Origin of the sequence: Hallella faecis, from assembly GCF_018789675.1 — a bacterium.
Lineage (GTDB): Bacteria > Bacteroidota > Bacteroidia > Bacteroidales > Bacteroidaceae > Prevotella > Prevotella faecis.
The window spans coordinates 54,335-73,112 of the sequence record NZ_JAHKBE010000011.1 but is presented as its reverse complement, the minus strand read 5'-3'; the positions used below and the strand labels follow the sequence as shown (position 1 = coordinate 73,112).

Below are 18,778 nucleotides of genomic sequence, written 5' to 3'. Positions count from 1 at the left end.
CGCAATGAAAGCTTGCTTTCGAATTGCCGAACGCCGCCTATCTTCTGCAAAGATAGTGCCAGTGAGCGCAATGAAAGCTTGCTTTCGAATTGCCGAACGCCGCCTATCTTCTGCAAAGATAATGCAAAAAGGTCGAGAATGAAATGAATTCATCGTTTTTTTCTTCCGAAAAGCAGCATATTTGTTGCAAGAAACGCAAAAAGGGCTGGCGTCGATGAGTATGCGCCAATAAAAAGGCGCACGGGGATTATTTTGTTGTTAGTTGAGCGCATTATCATTTATTTATTGTATCTTTGCAAGGTTAATCCATTCTACAATTCATGGATCAAGAGAAGTACAATCTGTTAAGTCAAATACAAAGTCCTGCCGACTTGCGCAAATTGAGCGTCGAGCAGTTGCCCGAGGTGTGCCAAGAACTTCGTCAGGACATCATCGACGAGGTCTCGGTCAACCCCGGCCACTTTGCCTCCAGTCTCGGTGTGGTGGAAATCACAGTAGCTTTGCACTATGTTTTCAACACGCCCGAGGACCGCATCGTGTGGGATGTTGGCCATCAGGCATACGGCCATAAGATTCTTACGGGACGTCGCGAGGAGTTTGCCACCAACCGCAAGTTGGGCGGACTGCATCCGTTCCCAACGCCTGTGGAGAGCGAATACGACACCTTCACTTGCGGGCACGCCAGCAACAGCATCTCGGCAGCGCTGGGAATGGCTGTGGCGGCGAAGAAAATAGGCGACAGCCAACGCCATGTTGTAGCCGTCATTGGCGACGGAGCCATGAGCGGAGGACTGGCTTTCGAGGGTATCAACAACGTAAGTTCCACTCCCAACGACCTGCTCATCATCCTCAACGACAACGATATGAGCATCGACCACGCCGTGGGCGGCATGGAGAAATACTTGTTGAATCTCGATACCAACGCCACCTACAACCGCCTTCGTTTCAAGGCCTCGCGCTGGTTGCACGACAAAGGCTACCTCAATGAAGACCGCCGGAAGGGACTTATTCGCCTGAACAACGCCATCAAGAGCGCCATCAGTCATCAGCAAAACATCTTCGAGGGCATGAACATCCGCTATTTCGGACCGTTCGATGGCCACGATGTGAAGGAGGTGGTGCGCCTGTTGAGCCAACTCAAAGACATGAAGGGCCCCAAGTTGCTCCATTTGCATACGGTGAAGGGCAAGGGATACAAGCCCGCCGAGAAAGCAGCCACCGTGTGGCACGCCCCTGGAAAGTTCGACCCTGAGACCGGAAAACGCCTGGTGGACGACAGTTGCGGCAAGCTGCCTAAGTTCCAGGACGTGTTTGGCGACACCCTGCTTGAGCTCGCAGAGCAAAATCCCAAGATTGTGGGCGTCACGCCCGCCATGCCCACAGGGTGCTCCATGATAACCATGATGAGGCAGATGCCCGACCGCGTGTTCGACGTGGGCATAGCCGAGGGGCACGCCGTGACCTTCTCGGGCGGCATGGCCAAGGATGGATTGCAGCCCTTCTGCAACATCTACAGTTCCTTTGCACAACGCGCTTACGACAATATCATCCACGACTTGGCGTTGCTCAACCTGCCCGTGGTGCTCTGCTTGGACCGCGCTGGCATTGTTGGCGAGGACGGAGCCACCCATCATGGCGCGTTCGATATGCCCGCCTTGCGCCCCATCCCCAACCTGACCATCGCCTCGCCGATGGACGGAAAGGAGTTGCGCAGGCTCATGTTTACCGCCCAAAAGCCTGGCATGGGCACGTTTGTCATTCGTTATCCACGTGGCCGATGCCACGATACCGACTGGAAATGCGACCTCGAGGAGGTGGCCGTGGGCACTGGCCGATGCATCCGCAAAGGCCAAGGACTGGCCGTGCTGACCATTGGCCCAGTGGGATACGACGTGGAAGCTGCCATACAAGAGAGCGGACTTGATGTGGCCCACTACGATATGCGCTTCCTTAAACCGCTCGATGAGGCGCTCCTCAAGGAGGTAGCCGATAATTATTCAACCCTCATCACCGTGGAAGACGGATCGCGCGAGGGAGGAATGGGATCGGCGGTGCTCGAATGGATGAATGATCACGGATACACACCTGCCGTGCATCGACTGGGCATGCCCGACCATTTCGTGGAGCATGGCTCTGTCGACCAGTTGAAGCACATCTGCGGATTCGACAAGGAAAGCATCATGAAGCTAATCAAGGAGTTGAAAAAGGAATGAAAATCATCATTTGCGGCGCTTACGCCATCGGAACCCACTTGGCCCGACTCTTGTCGCGCAACCAAGAGGAAATAACCGTCATCGACAGCGATCAAGAACGACTGGCGAAGATTGGCTTCGACTACGACCTGCTCACTCTGCAGGGATCGCCCACCAGTGTGAAGACGCTGAAAGAAGCAAACACGGCCGCCGCCGACCTGTTTATTGCCGTTACACCCGACGAGAACACCAATATCGTGTGTTGCATCATGGCCCACGCCTTGGGAGCCAAGAAGACTGTGGCGAAGGTGGGCGACGCTGAATATGCGGAAGAGGAAATCAAGGCGTTTTATAAAAACCTCGGTGTAGACCGCATTATCTATCCGGAGGTGCTGGCCGCGCGCGACATCAACAGCGGACTGAAGATGTCGTGGGTCAGAAGAAGGTGGGATGTGCACGATGGAGCGCTTGTCATGCTGGGTATCAAGTTGCGTGAGAACTGCGAAATCCTCAACCAACCCCTTAAGAACCTGTGCGGCCCCAACGACCCGTACCACGTGGTGGCCATCAAGCGGAGCGGTGAAACCATCATCCCGGGTGGTAACGACGAGCTGAAATGCTTTGATCTGGCCTACTTCATGACCACACGTCCCTTCATCCCATACATGCGCAAGATTGTGGGCAAGGAGAACTATGCCGACGTGAAGAACGTGATGGTGATGGGGGGAGGTGCCACAGCCGTGAGAGCCATACAGACCATGCCCGAGTACCTGAACGTCAAACTGTTTGAGATAGATAATGACCGTTGTGAGGTGCTCAACCAGGTATTGGGCGAGAAAACGCTGGTCATCAATGGCGATGCACGCGACATCTCGCTGCTCATGGATGAGGGAATCAGGAACACACAAGCCTTTGTGGCGCTCACGGGAAATGCCGAAACCAATATCTTGGCTTGTCTGACGGCCAAGCGATTGGGCGTGAGAAAGACTGTGGCCGTGGTGGAGAACATGGACTATGCGAGTATGGCCGAGAGTCTCGACATAGGAACCATCATCAATAAGAAGGCCATTGCCGCCAGTCGCATCTATCAGCTCATGCTCGACGCCGACGTGATGAATGTCACGTTCCTCATGCAGGCCAACGCCGATGTGGGCGAATTTGTGGCCAAGGAGGGAGCACGCATCACGCTGAAGCCCGTGAAAGACCTGGGCCTGCCCAAGGGAATGACCATTGGCGGACTGGTGAGGAACGGAGAGGGAATGCTCGTTTCGGGTAACACGAAGATCAATCCCGGCGATATCGTGGTGGTGTTCTGCCATGATGTGAATATGAAACAAATCGAGAAGATGTTTTGATTGTAAACTGAAACATTTGAAAGGTGATCAACTTTAAAATCATAAACAAGATTCTGGGATCGCTTCTGTTCTTGGAAGCCCTATTGATGATTGTCTGCCTGGGAATGGCTTTTGTCTTTGGCGAAGACGACATCCTGCCGTTCATGGTGTCTATCGTGGTTACGGTGTTCTTCGGATTCTTGTTCAAATACCATGGACGCAATGCGGAGAACAGGCTTTCGCGCCGCGACTCCTTTGTCGTGGTGACGCTCTCATGGCTCTTTTTCTCCTTATTTGGAACCATGCCTTTCCTTTTCGGAGGCTACATACCCAGTTTCACCGACGCCTTCTTCGAAAGCGTGTCGGGCTTCACTTCTACAGGCTCTTCCATCATCAATGACGTGGAGGCGTTGCCTCACGGCATCCTTTTCTGGCGCTCGCTCTCCCAGTGGTTGGGTGGATTGGGTATCGTGTTCTTCACGATCGCCATCCTGCCGTCGGTGGTGGGTGGAAGCACCAGGGTGTTTGCGGCAGAGGCTACGGGCCCCATGCAGAACAAGTTGCACCCTCGCTTGTCGATGTGCGCCAAGTGGCTTTGGCTCGTCTACGTGTTTATCACGGCCAGTTGTTGCGCCTGCTACATGTTGTTTGGCATGGATTGGTTCCACGGCATCAATTATGCCATGACCACGGCCGCTACGGGAGGTTTTGTGATCGACAACAAGTGTATCTTCGAAAACTCCCCCGCCTTGGAGTACACGGCCACATTCTTTTGTTTCATCTCGGGTGTCAACTTCACGCTGCTCTATTTCTCCGTGTCCAAGTTGAAGCTGCGCAACCTTTGGAAAAGTTCCGAGTTTAAGTTCTATACCTTCTTTGTGCTCAGTTGCGCCGCCATTGTCATGGCGGAACTCATGGCGTGGAACGGATACGATTTCGAGTTTGCGTTCCGCTCATCGATATTCCAAGTGGTGTCGTTGATTACAACAACGGGTTATTCGAACGACGATGTGGTGCGTTGGCATCATCTTACCTGGCTGGTGCTTTGGGTAGGCATGGCTGTGGGCGCGTGTGGTGGAAGCACCACTGGAGGTATGAAATGTGCCCGCGTGGTGATGTTGCTCAAGATCATCAAGAACGAGATGCGCCAGCGATTGCATCCCAATGCTGTGTTGCCTTTGAAGATCGACGGGCAGAATGTGGACAACTCCCATCGTGTGTCGTTGTTGGCTTTCACTACGTCGTACCTGCTATTGCTGCTCCTTTCCGTCGCTATCCTGATGGCCGACAATATCGATGTGGAGAACTCCATCTCCATAGCTATCGCCAGTTTGGCCAATGCGGGACCATCGTTGATGTTCAGCACGACGAACCATATAGCCTGGTCTGACTTGCCCGACCTTTCCAAGTGGGTGGCGTCGGCCTTGATGCTGATTGGCCGTTTGGAGATATTCTCCATTCTGATGATACTCACTCCGCAGTTCTGGAGAGAGAACTGATGGGATGAGAGGGGTCAATCCCTCATCCGTGTGATGGTCAACTCGTGCTTTTGGATCAACAGATGAACGATCTTTCAAGCAATTGCTAAATAAAAAAGGCGCATCAGGTGTTATTCCTGATGCGCCTTTATCGAATGGGTTCGTCATCCTGCGTTTATGGCTTCGCTTTCGTTGAGCCTCGCGAAGAGGCATCTATCGCGTTTCCGTAAGGATGCGAGCCTATGATGACTTATGCGTCTTGGTCCTTGATGGCCTGCATAACCAAGCCCTCCAACTCCTCGCAGAGCTCGGGGTTGTCGCGCAGCAACGACATCGTGGCGTCGCGGCCTTGTGCCAGTTTGGAGCCGTTGTAGCTAAACCAGCTGCCACTTTTCTGAATGATGTTGTACTCTACACCGAGGTCGACCAACTCGCCAATCTTGTTGATTCCGCAGCCGAACATCACGTCGAACTCACACTTGCGGAAGGGAGGAGCCACCTTGTTCTTCACCACCTTCACGCGAACATGGTTGCCGATGATGTTGTCGCCATCCTTCAGGCTCGTTACGCGACGAATGTCGAGGCGCACGCTGGCGTAGAACTTCAGGGCGTTACCACCAGTGGTGGTCTCCGGATTGCCAAACATCACACCGATTTTCTCGCGCAACTGGTTGATGAAGATGCAGCAGGTGTTGGTCTTTGCGATGGTCGATGTGAGCTTGCGCAGGGCCTGGCTCATCAGTCGGGCCTGCAGACCCACTACCGAGTCGCCCATGCCGCCCTCAATCTCCTTTTTCGGTGTAAGGGCAGCCACAGAGTCGACCACCAAGATGTCGACAGCCGATGAACTGATGAGCTGGTCGGCGATTTGCAGGGCCTGCTCACCGTTGTCGGGCTGTGAAATCCAAAGGTTGTCGACATCCACGCCCAACTTCTCGGCATAGAAGCGGTCGAAAGCGTGCTCAGCGTCGATGAAAGCGGCGATGCCGCCCTTCTTCTGGGCCTCAGCGATGGCGTGGATGGCCAGTGTGGTCTTACCTGACGACTCCGGACCGTAGATCTCGATGATGCGTCCGCGGGGATAACCGCCCACGCCCAATGCCACGTCGAGCCCGATGGAGCCTGTCGAAATAACGTCGACAGCCTCGATGTTCTCGTCGCCCATGCGCATGATCGAGCCCTTTCCGAAGTCTTTCTCTATTTTGCTCATGGCAGCCTGGAGCGCCTTCAGCTTCGCGTCTTTCTCCGCTTTCTGCTGTGCGGCCTTTTCCGCTGCCAGTTGTTCTTCTGTTTTTGCCATATCAATAAGTTATATGGAATTAAAATAATCGATGCTTATAACTCGATGTCCTGGTCGAACACCTCGTGCCAAGGCAGTCCCTGCTCATTGAGCACCTGCAGGAATGGGTCTGGGTCAAAGTCTTCCACGTTCCACACACCGGGCTTGCTCCACAGACCTTTCAGGAACATCATGGCGCCAGCCATGGCCGGTACGCCCGTGGTGTAGCTCACGCCCTGCATGCCAGTCTCCTCGTAAGCGTCTTGGTGCTTGCAGTTGTTATATATATAATAGGTGTGCTCCTTGCCGTCCTTGATTCCTCTGATGCGGCAACCAATGCTGGTCTCGCCGTCGTAGTTGGCTCCGAGGTCCTGCGGATTGGGCAGCACAGCCTTGAGGAACTGCAACGGAACGATGTTTACCTTCACCGTCTTGGTGGGATCGTCGGCCAACGGAGCCTCGTAGGTCACCTCGTCGATGCGGCTCATACCCAGGTTCTGTATGCAGTCGAGATAGGTGAGATACTGCTGTCCGAAGGTCATCCAGAAGCGTGCGCGCTTGATGGTGGGATAGTTCTTCACCAGGCTCTCCAGTTCCTCGTGGTGCATGAGGTAGCTCTCGCGTCCACCGATGTTGGGGTAGTTGAGCTCCTTGTGAACCTCCAACGGCTCCGTCTCGATCCACTTTCCGTTCTCGTAATAGAGTCCCTTCTGTGTGATCTCGCGGATGTTGATCTCCGGATTGAAGTTGGTAGCGAAAGCCTTGTGGTGGTTTCCGGCGTTGCAGTCGACGATGTCGAGATACTCGATCTTGTCGAAGTGGTGCTTGGCGGCGTAGGCCGTGTAAGCCTGCGACACACCTGGGTCGAAGCCGCAACCGAGGATGGCGGTAAGGCCAGCCTGCTCGAAGCGCTCCTTATATGCCCACTGCCAGCTGTATTCGAAGTGGGCCTCGTCCTTCGGCTCATAGTTGGCCGTGTCGAGGTAGTTGCATCCGCAAGCCAAGCAAGCATCCATGATGGTCAGGTCTTGGTAGGGCAGGGCCAGGTTGATGACCAGCTCAGGCTTGTAGCTATTGAAGAGCGCCTTCAGTTGCTCCACGTCGTCGGCATCCACCTCGGCCGTCTTGATGTTCAAGTCGTAGCCCTTGTCGTGGATGGCTTTGGCCAGACGGTCACATTTCTCCACGTGGTGGCTGGCAATCATCAACTCGGAGAACACCTCCTTGTTTTGTGCAATCTTAAATGCGCAAACGGTGGCCACGCCACCAGCGCCAATCATTAATACTTTATGCATGTGTCTTGTTTGTGATTTTTTAGGTTCATGAATATGGTTTGCTATGGGCGCCCACGCTTGTTGGGCGCCCGTTTCGCTCACTTGATTTCATCACCGCGTATGCCCAGGGCGCTCAACATGGAGTAGCCCAGTATCTCCTGTCGGAAGTTGCCCCCCTCCATGGGTTGCATGGCGAAGAGCGTGATGCGCTGGTCGTTGTCCACATTGTGCAACATACGTCTGAGCTGTCCGTAGAGATCGCCCTGCTCGCCGTTGGGGATGACCATGAGGCGCTTCACCTCTGGGTGCTGGGTAATGGTTTGCACGGTGTCGAGGATGTAATCGTCTTTGCTCACCACATCGCCCACAGCGTAGGCGTTGACGAGAAACTCGCCGAATGTGGGGTCCTCGAAAGCCTGCGCGTTCAGTTCCTTGGCGTAGTTGGACGGTGCGAAGTTTTCGAGCTTGGTCTTACCCTTGTCGTGGACGAGCACCACCTGTGTTTCGTGCTTCACGCCCTCCGTGGCGCGCAACCCTCCGTCGAGGGCCACGTTGATGGCCCATCGGCTCAGGTCGGCCTGCGGTATGCGGCGGTTGAGTATGCGCTCAAACTGCACACTCAACTGGAAGGCCACATAGTCGATGTAATCGGCATCGGCTACGATGATGTTCTCGCTCATGCGGATATGGCTCGTGTCTTGTACGTTCACGTTTGGTGTCATGATGCTTATTCGCCTGTGCGGGGGTTAGAGGTTGGCCAGCTCAATCACCTTGTCGACGGCTGCGCTGATGCCATCGGCGTTCTTGCCGCCGGCCTGAGCGTAGTGGGGCTGACCGCCGCCACCGCCTTGGATGAGCTTGGCGGCCTCGCGGATCATCTTGCCAGCGTTGAGCTCATGCTCGCTCACCATGTCGTCGGACAGCATCACGGAGAGAGCCGGACGACCCTCGTGCACGGTGCCGAGCACGCACAAGAGGTTTGAGGAAATCTTCTCGCGAACCTTGAATACGATGTCCTTGGCCGAAGCGGGATCAATGGGCAGCGTGGCCTTCACCACTGTTGTGCCGTTGACGTTGATGGTGTTCTCCACGAGCTTCTTCACGGTGCGCTCCACAGCCTGCTGGCGGAAGCTCTCGATGCTCTTCTTCATGGCTGCGTTCTCCTCGATGTGCTTGGCGATGGTGGCCTTCAGGTCCTTGGCGTTGTTGAACAGGGCGCGGATGGCTTTCAGGGTGTCCTCCACCTGGTAGATGGCCTCCTCACACTGGTCGCCAGTAATGGCATCGATGCGTCGAACGCCCGCAGCCACGCTGCTCTCACCCAAAATCTTGAAGAAGCCGATGCGGCCTGTGCTTGTGGCGTGGATACCACCGCAGAACTCGCAAGTGGGACCGAAACGAACCACGCGAACCTTGTCGCCATACTTCTCGCCGAAGAGGGCGATGGCGCCAAGCTCCTTAGCCTCCTCGATGGGCACGTTGCGGTGCTCGTCGAGCGCGTAGTCTTCGCGAATCATCTTGTTGACCAAACGCTCTACCTGGCGCAACTCCTCGTCGGTTACCTTCTGGAAGTGGGAGAAGTCGAAGCGCAATGTTGTGGGGCTGACGAAAGAACCCTTCTGCTCCACGTGGCCGCCGAGCACCTGCTTCAGCGCATAGTCGAGCAAGTGGGTGGCGGTGTGGTTGGCAGCAGATGCGTTGCGCTTGTCGGTGTCGACGCAAGCCATGAAGTCGGCCTCGATGTTCTGGGGCAATTTCTTGATGATATGTACGCTCTGGTTGTTCTCGCGCTTGGTGTCGATGACGTCGACGGTCTCGTTCTCCGATACCAGGGAGCCTTGGTCGCCCACCTGGCCACCCATCTCGCCGTAGAAAGGCGTATGGTCGAGCACCACCTCGTAGAATGTGTTCTTCTTCTGTGTGACCTTGCGGTAGCGCAGGATGTGGCACTCATACTCGGTGTAGTCGTAACCCACGAACTCCTGTTCGCCATTCTTGATCTCCACCCAGTCACCGTTCTCCACGGCAGCGGCGTTGCGGGCGCGTGCCTTCTGCTTGGCCATCTCGCGGTCGAAGCCCTCCTCGTCGACGGTGAAACCGTTCTCGCCGCAGATCAGTTCGGTGAGGTCGAGCGGGAAACCGTAGGTGTCGAAGAGGCGGAAAGCCTTCTCGCCGTCGAGCTGCGTCTTGGCGTTCTTCTTCAGTTCGTCCATGTCGCCGTTGAGCAACTGGATGCCCTTCTCCAAGGTGCGCAGGAAGCTGTCTTCCTCCTCCTTGATGACACGGCTGATGAGCTCCTGCTGTGCGGGCAGTTCGGGGTAAGCGCCGCCCATCTCATGAACGAGCACGGGAACGAGCTTATACATGAACGGAGCCTTCTGGTCGAGGAACGTGTAGGCGTAGCGCACGGCGCGGCGCAGGATGCGGCGGATGACATAGCCAGCCTTGGCGTTGCTGGGCAACTGGCCGTCGGCGATGGAGAAAGCCACGGCTCTGAGGTGGTCGGCCACTACGCGGATGGCGATGTCGACCTTTTGCTCAGCGTTGGTGCCCTCGCCGTTGGGTCCTTCGGGGAAGGTGTGGCTGTATTTCTTGCCCGAGAGGTTCTCGATCTCGGTGATGATGGACGTGAAGATGTCGGTGTCGTAGTTGGAACTCTTGCCCTGCATGAGGCGCACCAGGCGCTCGAAGCCCATGCCCGTATCGATGACGTGCATCTTCAGCGGCTCCAGGCTGCCGTCGGCCTTGCGGTTATACTGCATGAACACGATGTTCCAAATCTCGATAACCTGCGGATGGTCCTTGTTGACCAGTTCCTCGCCAGGCACCTTGGCCTTCTCTTCCTCAGGGCGGAAGTCGATGTGGATCTCCGAGCAGGGACCGCAGGGGCCTGTGTCGCCCATCTCCCAGAAGTTGTCGTGCTTGTTTCCGTTGACGATGTGGTTCTTGGGGAAATGCTTTGCCCAGTAGCCGGCAGCCTCGTCGTCGCGGCCGAGGTTCTCGCTGGCGTCGCCCTCAAACACGGTGACGTAGAGGTCTTTCGGGTCGAGGTGGAGCACGTCGACCAGATACTCGTAGGCGTAGTCGATGGCGCCCTCCTTGAAGTAATCGCCGAAACTCCAGTTGCCGAGCATCTCAAACATGGTGTGGTGGCTCAGAGCCGAGTCGCGTCCCACTTCCTCCAGGTCGTTATGCTTACCGCTGACGCGCAGGCATTTCTGCGAGTCGGTGCGACGACGTGGGTCGGGTTCCTTGGTGCCGAGAATAATGTCTTTCCACTGGTTCATACCAGCGTTGGTGAACATGAGGGTGGGGTCGTCCTTGACTACAATAGGAGCCGAAGGTACGATGACGTGTCCTTTTGACTCAAAAAACTTCAAGTAAGAGTCGCGGATTTCATTAGCTGTCATCATTGTGATACTATTTTTTTGTTTTTGTGATGTCATGATTATCATCTGCAAAGGTACGAAAAAGATTGGAGAAGGTTCTTTCTGTACGCAATAATTTTCCTGAAAACACAAGGGTTCAGCCTCTTGTGCATTTCCAACCCTTCCAGAGTCTATTGGGGGAACCCTCGGATGTTTTAGGGAAATTCACCCTTCGCTTTATGGATTTCCCCTTTGCAAGCCATTGGAAAAGCACTATCTTTGCCATCGAAACAAGAAAAGCAGTAAGTAACACCCCCTTAAAACCAACAGTTATGAAACGTTTGTTTTTAGCTATCCTCGCTACGATGATGATGTTCACATCGGTTAGCGCTCAGAGACTCGCTGGCGTTAGGGCCGAAGCAAGTTTTATCACCGACCGCATGGTGGCCGAACTGGGACTCTCCAGTGCCCAACGTGGTAGCGTTCTCAATATCAACCTGGCTTATCTCAATGGTATCAACAGCTACCGCGACATCGACTCGTACATGTGGCACAAGCGCAACAAGGAGCTCAAGCGTATGCTCACGGGCAAGCAGTGGAAGCGCTACAGGGCTGCCAACTATTTCTATCGCCCCATCGGTTGGCGCGACCAGGCTTACGTACACTACATCTACGTGAAGTATCCGCAACATGGATATTGCGGTTATGACCACAAACATGGTCATCCGGGAAAGAAGATGAAGAAGCACATGAAGCATATGAAGAAGCATCATCGCGAGTTTCGCAACAATGGGCCTGAGGCCATCTACATGCGGCACGAAATGCGTCGCGGCACCATGAGAGGCGCAAGATAACGCAGGCGGCACCGTCGCAATAGACCAATATTACCAACACATGATACGCGCTGGATAGGAAACGACATGGGTCGCCCTATCCAGCGCTTCCATTTGGACTCCAATGATCATTAGGCCGGCCCTATGGTTGGTGTCTTTTGGGGGGAGGGCGAATGGGGAAAGGCGCCCAGCCAGGGCGTGTGGGTTGAGGCGGGAAAAGGCTTACAAACAGAAAAATAGGACTGGTTAGTGGTTGGTGGGAAAATTTATTTGTAACTTTGCAGGCAAACAATTATCCATGTTGTTATGGTATTGAACACAGATAAGAACACGAAACTTTACTATTCCATCAAGGAGGTGGCACAGCTGATTGGTGTGAGCGAGAGCACTTTGCGTTATTGGGAAACCGAATTTCCCAGCATCAAGCCCCGTACGGTGAGCTCAACAAAGGTGCGCCAATACACCGAGAAAGATGTGGAGCAACTTAAGGTGGTGTATAACCTGCTGAAGGTGAGGGGTTTTAAGATTGCGGCTGCTCGCAAATACATGCGCGAGAACCGTCAGTCGGTGGATAAGTCGTCGGTGGTTCTCGAAACCTTGACAAGCGTGCGCAACGAGCTGAAACTTCTTCGCGATCAGCTTAACGGCCTCGTTTAACCCAAGTTGGTCATTAGATTTCAATTCTTGTTAGTGTTTGTTTCGAGCAGGTTGCGACATTCGCATTGAAGGCATAGCGGGCTATGGCGAAATGCGAATGGAAGCAAGATGCCGAAAGAAACGCTGACAAGAGTTGGAAAGAATCCAGAAGGTCCTAACAACCCACCTGTTTCGGTCTAATGACCGATTGGGGTTTAAGGCTGGAAGCAGGAAAGGAAGGTTGGTCGACAGATGGCCGCCGATGTGTGGAGTGTAAGGATTTTTGGCGCAAAAGTTGTGCGGCTTTTTGGGTTGAAATAGCCAACGAAACCGTTGTTTCTCCGTACTCGCCGTCCCAGATCTGCGGCGTGCGTTCACCGTTAGGCATCTTTCGAGTTGCGATACCTACCTAACCGCACCTCGAAATGCCACGTCTCAAGGCTCGAAAGACCATGTATCGTCCCTCGGTTAGGCATGTTTCGCAGTGTGGAATGTAAAGCGTGGACTGTGAAAAAAAATCACTTTTGCGATAAGTTGCTGTTTGTCAGATTGTTAGGCAGATGCGCTGAGAATTGTGAATTTCCGCCCAATCTTTTTGTCGTCGCCAAAAACAATGTAGATTGCAATATAGTTTGTTGCCCTAATTCGCATCCCATACCCACAAAACGAGCTTCGTCCAGCACGCGCTGTCGTTTGAGTTTCATTTCAGCTCTAATAAAAAGAGCCGTATCAACTCTCCTATGATTCGGGGATGATGATACGGCCCTTTTGTTGTGTGGTCGTTATTGGGGTTAGATGATTTGCTGCACTTCTTTCATGTCGTCGATCTTCTTCAGGGCGTCGATGATGACCTTCACCTCGGCGCGATCGTGCACACGCACCTCAATCTGCCCCTCGAAGATTCCTTGGTTGGCGGTGAAATTCACTCGGCAGATGTTGATGTCCATCTTCTGCGAGATGACCTCCGATACATCGTGAAGCATGCCCTTGCGGTCTATTCCGTGCACCTCGATGGTGGCATCGAAGAAAAGTTGCTTGTGCATTTCCCACTTGGCGTCGAGGATGCGCGGGCCGTAGCTGGTCTTCAGTTTGCTGGCCACGCGACACGACCGCTTGTGGATCTCTACGTGGTTCTTGTTGTCGATGAAGCCGAGGATGTCGTCGCCGGGAATGGGGTGGCAGCATGAGGGGAAGATATACATGCCAATGGTGTCTTCGCGGATGATGCAAGGCAGTTTCTTGTTGAAGCCTTTGCCCACCACAAGCAGGCTCTTGCTGGGTTGCACAGTAACGTCGTTGCCCTTGTCTTTCTTTCCTTTGCCCAAGAAAGGCACAAACTTACGCCATCCGCCGCCACTCTTCTCTTTGTTGGCCTTGCCCTGAAGCACATCAAGATCCTTGTCGTCAAGCTCAATGGTTCCTTCGCCCAGAGCCTGGAAAAAGTCGTCGTGTTTGGGGAAATTGTGGTATTCGCAGAGCTTGTCGAGAATGGGAATCGACGATTCCATGTCGTTGGCTTTCAGCCAGTTGTTGAGAATGTCCTCGCCCTTCTTTTGCGACTCGCGGTTCTCGCGGCGCAACATGGCCTGTATCTTGCCCTTGGCTTTGGCCGTGGCCACAAAGCCAATCCATTCGGGTTTGACATGTTGCGAGTTGGAGGTGAGCACTTCCACCTGGTCGCCACTCTTCAGCTTGTGGCTCATGGGCACCAGTTTGTGGTTCACCTTGGCGCCGATGCAATGGCTGCCCAGGAAGGTGTGGATTTGGAAGGCGAAGTCGAGCACGGTGCAATCGGCCGGCATGGTCTTCACCTCACCTTTTGGCGTGAAGACGAATATCTCCGAGGCGAAGAGGTTCATCTTGATGGAGTCGAGGAAGTCCATGGCGTCGGGCTGTGGATCGTCGAGAATTTCCTTGATGGTTCCCAGCCACTTGTTGAGCTCATCCTCATCCTCCTTGAAGTCGCCCTCCTTGTATTTCCAGTGGGCGGCGAAGCCTTGTTCGGCAATCTCATCCATGCGCTCGGAACGTATTTGCACCTCAATCCATTGGCCTTGGTTGCTCATCATGGTAACGTGGAGCGCCTGATAGCCGTTGGCCTTGGGATGGTTCACCCAGTCGCGCAGACGGTCGGGATGACTCTTGTATATCTGGTTGAGGGCCACGTAGATACGGAAGCACTCGTTGATCTCATCGTTTCGGTTGTCGGGATGGAACACGATGCGCACGGCCAAGATGTCGAACACCTCGTCGAAGGTGACGTGCTTGTTCTGCATCTTGCACCAGATGGAGTAAGGACTCTTGATGCGGGCCTTGATGTGGTAGCTGATTCCCATCTGGTCGAGCTTCTTGCGGATGGGCGCCGTGAAATCGTCGAAGAGCTTGTCGCGCTGTTCCTTGGTGAAATTGAGCTTGTTGGTGATGTCGGCGTAGGCCTCGGGGTGCTCATAGCGGAAACTCAGATCCTCCAGCTCCGTCTTGATTTTGTTGAGTCCCAAGCGGTTGGCCAGCGGCGCATAGATGTAAAGCGTCTCGCCCGCAATCTTGTATTGCTTGTTGGGAGCCTGCGAGGCCAGGGTGCGCATGTTGTGCAGGCGGTCGCAAATTTTGATGAGGATGACGCGGATGTCATCGCTCATGGTGAGCAGAAGTTTCTTGAAGTTCTCTGCCTGCGCTGAGGCATGGTCGCCAAATATACCACCGCTGATCTTGGTGAGGCCGTCCACAATCATGGCGATCTTAGGCCCGAAGATGTTCTGCAGGTCCTCCACCGTGTAGTCGGTGTCTTCCACAACGTCGTGGAGCAGGGCCGCACAGATGCTCGTCGAGCCCAGCCCCATCTCCTCGCAGGCTATCTGCGCCACGGCAATGGGGTGCATGATGTAGGGCTCGCCCGACAGGCGGCGCACACCCTTGTGGGCTTGGCGCGCAAAGTTGAACGCCTTGGTAATGATGTCTACCTTCTTGCGGTGGCGCGTATGGAGGTACGTGTCTAACAGATGATGAAACGCATCGGTGATCAGCTTGTCGTCAGCGGCCTCGCGCTCTTTGTTTTTCAGCTCTTGCTCATCCATGGCATTGGGGTTTTATGGGTATGACTTGGCGAATGGGAAAACGTGTGAAAAGGCTTCTTGGGGGTGTATCCTTAGGATGGGAGGTGATTATTTCACCTTAATCTTCTTACCGGCTCTGATGCTGTTGCCCTTGATGCCGTTCAGCTTGCGCAACTTGGACACGGTGGTGTGGTGGCGCTCTGCAATCTCGCTCAGGGTGTCGCCGTTCTTGATGGTGACGTTCTTTGAGCGTGCGGTACGCTTCTTGCTCCTGCTGCTTCTCGACCTCTTACTACTTGAGCGGCTTTTGTGGCTCGCGCTGCTTCGGCTTGTTGCCGTGGTGGTCTTGCGCTCGGTGGCATCATATTCGTTGCCATCCATGACGGTGGTCACGAGGTTTCCATCGGTGGCAGAGGCGCTTGCGGCATGGCTGTTGGGGTTCTCGATGCGCACCACCTGGTTGTTGTGCACCACGTAAGTGCCGCCGTCGGTAGGTCCGGCCTCCTTGCGCTTGGGCACGTAGTTCTTAGGATTGAAGGCGTAAACAGCCTCCTCGTTGTCGATGAACACGTTCACCAGGTCGGCGGGAAGGCGCAGAGCCGACAGCTTGCTGCTCCCATTCACAATGTTGCGACGGTATTGGGGGTTCAGGTCTTCCAGTTGCTCGATGTCGATTCCTATCACATGGGCTATCTGTTCGAAGTGAACGTCGCGGTCGAGCATGATGGTGTCGGTCTTGGCGGGCAGGTCGGCCGAAAGCGGGCAGATGTTGTGCTCGCAATAGTAATTCATGATGTAGTTGGCGGCTATGAAGGCGGGCACATATCCGCGTGTCTCCTTTGGCAGCAGGGAGTAGATCTTCCAATAGTCCTTCTCGCCCTTCAGGCGGTGGATCGACTTGTTGATCTTCTCCGGTCCACAGTTGTATGCGGCGATGACCAGGTTCCAGTCGCCAAAGATCTTGTAGAGGTCGCTCAGGTAATGGGCGGCGGCGTATGATGCCTTGATGATGTCGCGACGCTCATCAACCAGCGAGTTGATGGTCAGTCCGTAACGTTTGGCGGTGGGAAGCATAAACTGCCACAGGCCCACGGCCTTGGCGCGCGATACGGCCTTGGGGTTGAGGTCCGACTCGATGACGGGCAGGTATTTGAGCTCCAAGGGCAGGTCGTAGGCCTCGAGGGCCTCTTCGAAGGTCGACATGTAGAAGTTTTGCGCGCCGAGCATGTAGGCCACCTTGCGGCGAAGGTCGCTGCTGTAACGGTCGATAAACTTCTGAACGATATCGTTGTAGGGCATCTCGATGATGGTGGGCAAGTGTGCGAGTCGCTCCTTGTAAACCTCTTGGTCGTAAACCGGGTTGACATCGGGCAGGTTGCAATCGCTGTCGGCTTTGAGATGCATCTTCGCGTTGTAGAGGTTCATGAGGCTGTCGAGCTCCTGTGTCATGGAAGCCGGCAGTTCGATGTTTTCCTTTTTGCCTTGGTAGTTGGTGACTTCCACCGTCTCCTCCTCGTTGATTTGTGCGAGGGTGGGGGTGGCGCAGCCCATCATGAGCAAGGCAATCCATAATGATATTTTCTTCACGGTTCTATTCTTTTTATGTTTCCCATGCGTGTGGAGTGGTGTGCCCACGCGCGAGGAGTAACGATTCGTATAATGTTTTTGGGGTGTGGGCCTTTGCTTAGAAGCTCAGGCTGCATTGCAGGCCGATGGCTGCGTGGCTCAGGGGGCCTTGGCTTGGGTTGGCGTTGAGCACCGCGGGAGCGATGTTGAGGCTCAAGTCGGGCGATATGTCAAACTCCGACAGCGATGCGTCGACGTAGGCGTCGATGACCGAGAAGGCGTAAACGCCCACCATGACAAAGAAGCTCATGTCGCGCCAACGGCGGTAACGGTCCTTTCGTTTACGGAAGATTTCCTGCCAGCGGGCCTTATTGGCTTCTGTGATTTGTGTTCCGAGGTGCAGAAACTGGTTGTAGCTCTCGGTTGTGGGGTCGTTGTCCATGATGTCGAGGTATGCCTGACTGTAGTCGCGATACATCATGTTGTTCCAACGCATGGCGTAGGCGCATCCCACAAACCCACCGTATATGATGGGAAGTTTCCAATATTTGCGGTTGTAAATCTGTCCGGCTCCCGGCAGGACGAGTGCCATCCATAGCGCGCGTTTGGGTGAGGGTCGCCATGTGCTCCAGTTGCGCTTGTGGCGGACGGATGCGCTGTCGATGACGGAGAGTGCCGTGGTGTCGACAGCCAACAGTTGTTCGCCGTCGATGCGCACGCTGTCGTCGGCCAACGCTATTGGCTTCAACGACCGATGGGCCGGGGCGTTCGCCGCCACGGAATCGGTTTGGGCGTGGGCCGATGGCGCACCCATGAGCAGGGTGGTGGCCATTGCCACCTGTGTGATTATGGTCTTAAGACGTTTCACCTATTGCTGTTTGATTTGGTCGAAAATCATCATGATGCGCTCCAATTCGTCGGCGTTGTTGAAGGGAATGCTAATCTTTCCCTTGCCTTTGCTGGAGCAGGTCATCTGCACTTTGGTTTGGAGGAATGACGACAGGCGGTCTTTCAGTTGGTTGAACTCCTCGGGAAGTTGTGGCTTGGCCACAATTTTTTTCTTTCCGTCCTCAATGTCGTCGCCGTTTTTCAGGTGTTGCGCAATTTCCTCCACCTTGCGGACCGACCATCCGTTCTTCAGGATCTCCTTGAACACCTTGAGCTGCAACGACGGACTGTTGAGCGCCAGCAGGGCACGGGCGTGGCCCATGTCGATCTCTTTCTTCTGCAAGGCCATCTGCACCTGTGCCGGCAACTTCAGCAGTCGGAGGTAGTTGGCGATGGCTGTGCGGCTCTTGCCCACACGCTCCGACACCTTCTCCTGGGTCATGCCTGTCTGTTCGAGCAAGTGTTCGTAGGCCAGGGCTATTTCGATGGCGTTGAGGTCCTCGCGCTGGATGTTCTCCACGAGCGCCATCTCCATGACGCTCTCGTCGTCGATGGTGCGGATGTAGGCGGGAATGCTCTTCAGTCCGGCCATCTGCGAGGCGCGCCAACGACGCTCGCCGGCTATGATTTGGAAGCGGTTTTCGGCTATCTGGCGCAGGGTGATGGGTTGAATGATGCCTATCTCGTGGATGCTGACGGCCAACTCCTTCAGTGCGTCCTCGTCGAAGAGGCTACGGGGCTGGTCGGCGTTGGGCTCAATCTGGTCCAGCGGTATCTCGTTGATGGTCGACGACCCTGCTGTGCGCACGGCCTCCGTAGAGAGCAGCGCGTCGAGTCCTCGACCTAAGGCGTTGTATTTCTTGCGTACTGTCATGGG

General features: G+C 54.7%; 13 protein-coding genes. 5 read left to right on the top strand and 8 right to left on the bottom strand.

The window, feature by feature from the left end:
• Positions 1 to 320 precede the first annotated feature (320 nt).
• The 3 genes from dxs to KM934_RS04540 are packed head-to-tail and all read left to right on the top strand — an operon-like array spanning position 321 to position 5,025.
• The gene (gene dxs / locus KM934_RS04550) at positions 321 to 2,213 is read left to right on the top strand and encodes a 1-deoxy-D-xylulose-5-phosphate synthase (protein WP_215759435.1); all 1,893 of its coding nucleotides are present in this window, start codon (positions 321 to 323) and stop codon (positions 2,211 to 2,213) included.
• On the top strand, positions 2,210 to 3,547 hold the full coding sequence (gene trkA, locus KM934_RS04545) for a Trk system potassium transporter TrkA (RefSeq protein ID WP_215759434.1): 1,338 nt from the start codon (positions 2,210 to 2,212) through the stop codon (positions 3,545 to 3,547). The genes dxs and trkA overlap by 4 nt, the downstream gene beginning before the upstream one ends.
• Before the next feature lie 23 nt (positions 3,548 to 3,570).
• Positions 3,571 to 5,025: a TrkH family potassium uptake protein gene (locus KM934_RS04540; protein WP_215759433.1), complete on the top strand. Its 1,455-nt coding sequence runs from the start codon at positions 3,571 to 3,573 to the stop codon at positions 5,023 to 5,025.
• Positions 5,026 to 5,254: 229 nt separating this feature from the next.
• Here the strand turns inward: KM934_RS04540 and recA are convergent, their stop codons facing one another.
• The 4 genes from recA to alaS all read right to left on the bottom strand — a co-directional run bounded on the left by recA (position 5,255) and on the right by alaS (position 10,970).
• Positions 5,255 to 6,304, bottom strand: coding sequence for a recombinase RecA (recA, locus tag KM934_RS04535; RefSeq protein WP_215759432.1), 1,050 nt, complete (start codon positions 6,302 to 6,304; stop codon positions 5,255 to 5,257).
• 35 nt (positions 6,305 to 6,339) lie between these two features.
• On the bottom strand, positions 6,340 to 7,578 hold the full coding sequence (locus KM934_RS04530) for a saccharopine dehydrogenase family protein (protein WP_215759431.1): 1,239 nt from the start codon (positions 7,576 to 7,578) through the stop codon (positions 6,340 to 6,342).
• Between the two features lie 77 nt (positions 7,579 to 7,655).
• The gene (locus KM934_RS04525; protein ID WP_215759441.1) at positions 7,656 to 8,267 is read right to left on the bottom strand and encodes a DUF6621 family protein; all 612 of its coding nucleotides are present in this window, start codon (positions 8,265 to 8,267) and stop codon (positions 7,656 to 7,658) included.
• 36 nt (positions 8,268 to 8,303) lie between these two features.
• Entirely contained in the window at positions 8,304 to 10,970 is a 2,667-nt protein-coding gene (gene alaS, locus KM934_RS04520; RefSeq protein WP_215759430.1) for an alanine--tRNA ligase, read from the bottom strand.
• 287 nt (positions 10,971 to 11,257) lie between these two features.
• Here alaS and KM934_RS04515 point away from each other — a divergent pair, with 287 nt between their 5' ends.
• Together KM934_RS04515 and KM934_RS04510 are read left to right on the top strand one after the other, a co-directional pair.
• Positions 11,258 to 11,779: a hypothetical protein gene (locus KM934_RS04515; RefSeq protein ID WP_215759429.1), complete on the top strand. Its 522-nt coding sequence runs from the start codon at positions 11,258 to 11,260 to the stop codon at positions 11,777 to 11,779.
• A 285-nt stretch (positions 11,780 to 12,064) separates the two neighbouring features.
• On the top strand, positions 12,065 to 12,415 hold the full coding sequence (locus KM934_RS04510) for a MerR family transcriptional regulator (RefSeq protein ID WP_215759428.1): 351 nt from the start codon (positions 12,065 to 12,067) through the stop codon (positions 12,413 to 12,415).
• A gap of 770 nt (positions 12,416 to 13,185) precedes the next feature.
• On the opposite strand, the gene KM934_RS04505 is transcribed toward KM934_RS04510, so the two are convergent.
• From KM934_RS04505 to KM934_RS04490, 4 genes are all read right to left on the bottom strand, one after another.
• Positions 13,186 to 15,468 (bottom strand): RelA/SpoT family protein, encoded by a 2,283-nt coding sequence (locus KM934_RS04505; protein WP_215759427.1) that lies wholly within the window; start codon positions 15,466 to 15,468, stop codon positions 13,186 to 13,188.
• An 87-nt stretch (positions 15,469 to 15,555) separates the two neighbouring features.
• Positions 15,556 to 17,034, bottom strand: coding sequence for a lytic transglycosylase domain-containing protein (locus tag KM934_RS04500; RefSeq protein WP_317192659.1), 1,479 nt, complete (start codon positions 17,032 to 17,034; stop codon positions 15,556 to 15,558).
• A 97-nt stretch (positions 17,035 to 17,131) separates the two neighbouring features.
• Positions 17,132 to 17,827, bottom strand: coding sequence for a DUF5683 domain-containing protein (locus tag KM934_RS04495; protein WP_394369480.1), 696 nt, complete (start codon positions 17,825 to 17,827; stop codon positions 17,132 to 17,134).
• A 54-nt stretch (positions 17,828 to 17,881) separates the two neighbouring features.
• Positions 17,882 to 18,775, bottom strand: coding sequence for a ParB/RepB/Spo0J family partition protein (locus KM934_RS04490; protein ID WP_215759426.1), 894 nt, complete (start codon positions 18,773 to 18,775; stop codon positions 17,882 to 17,884).
• Positions 18,776 to 18,778: the final 3 nt, after the last annotated feature.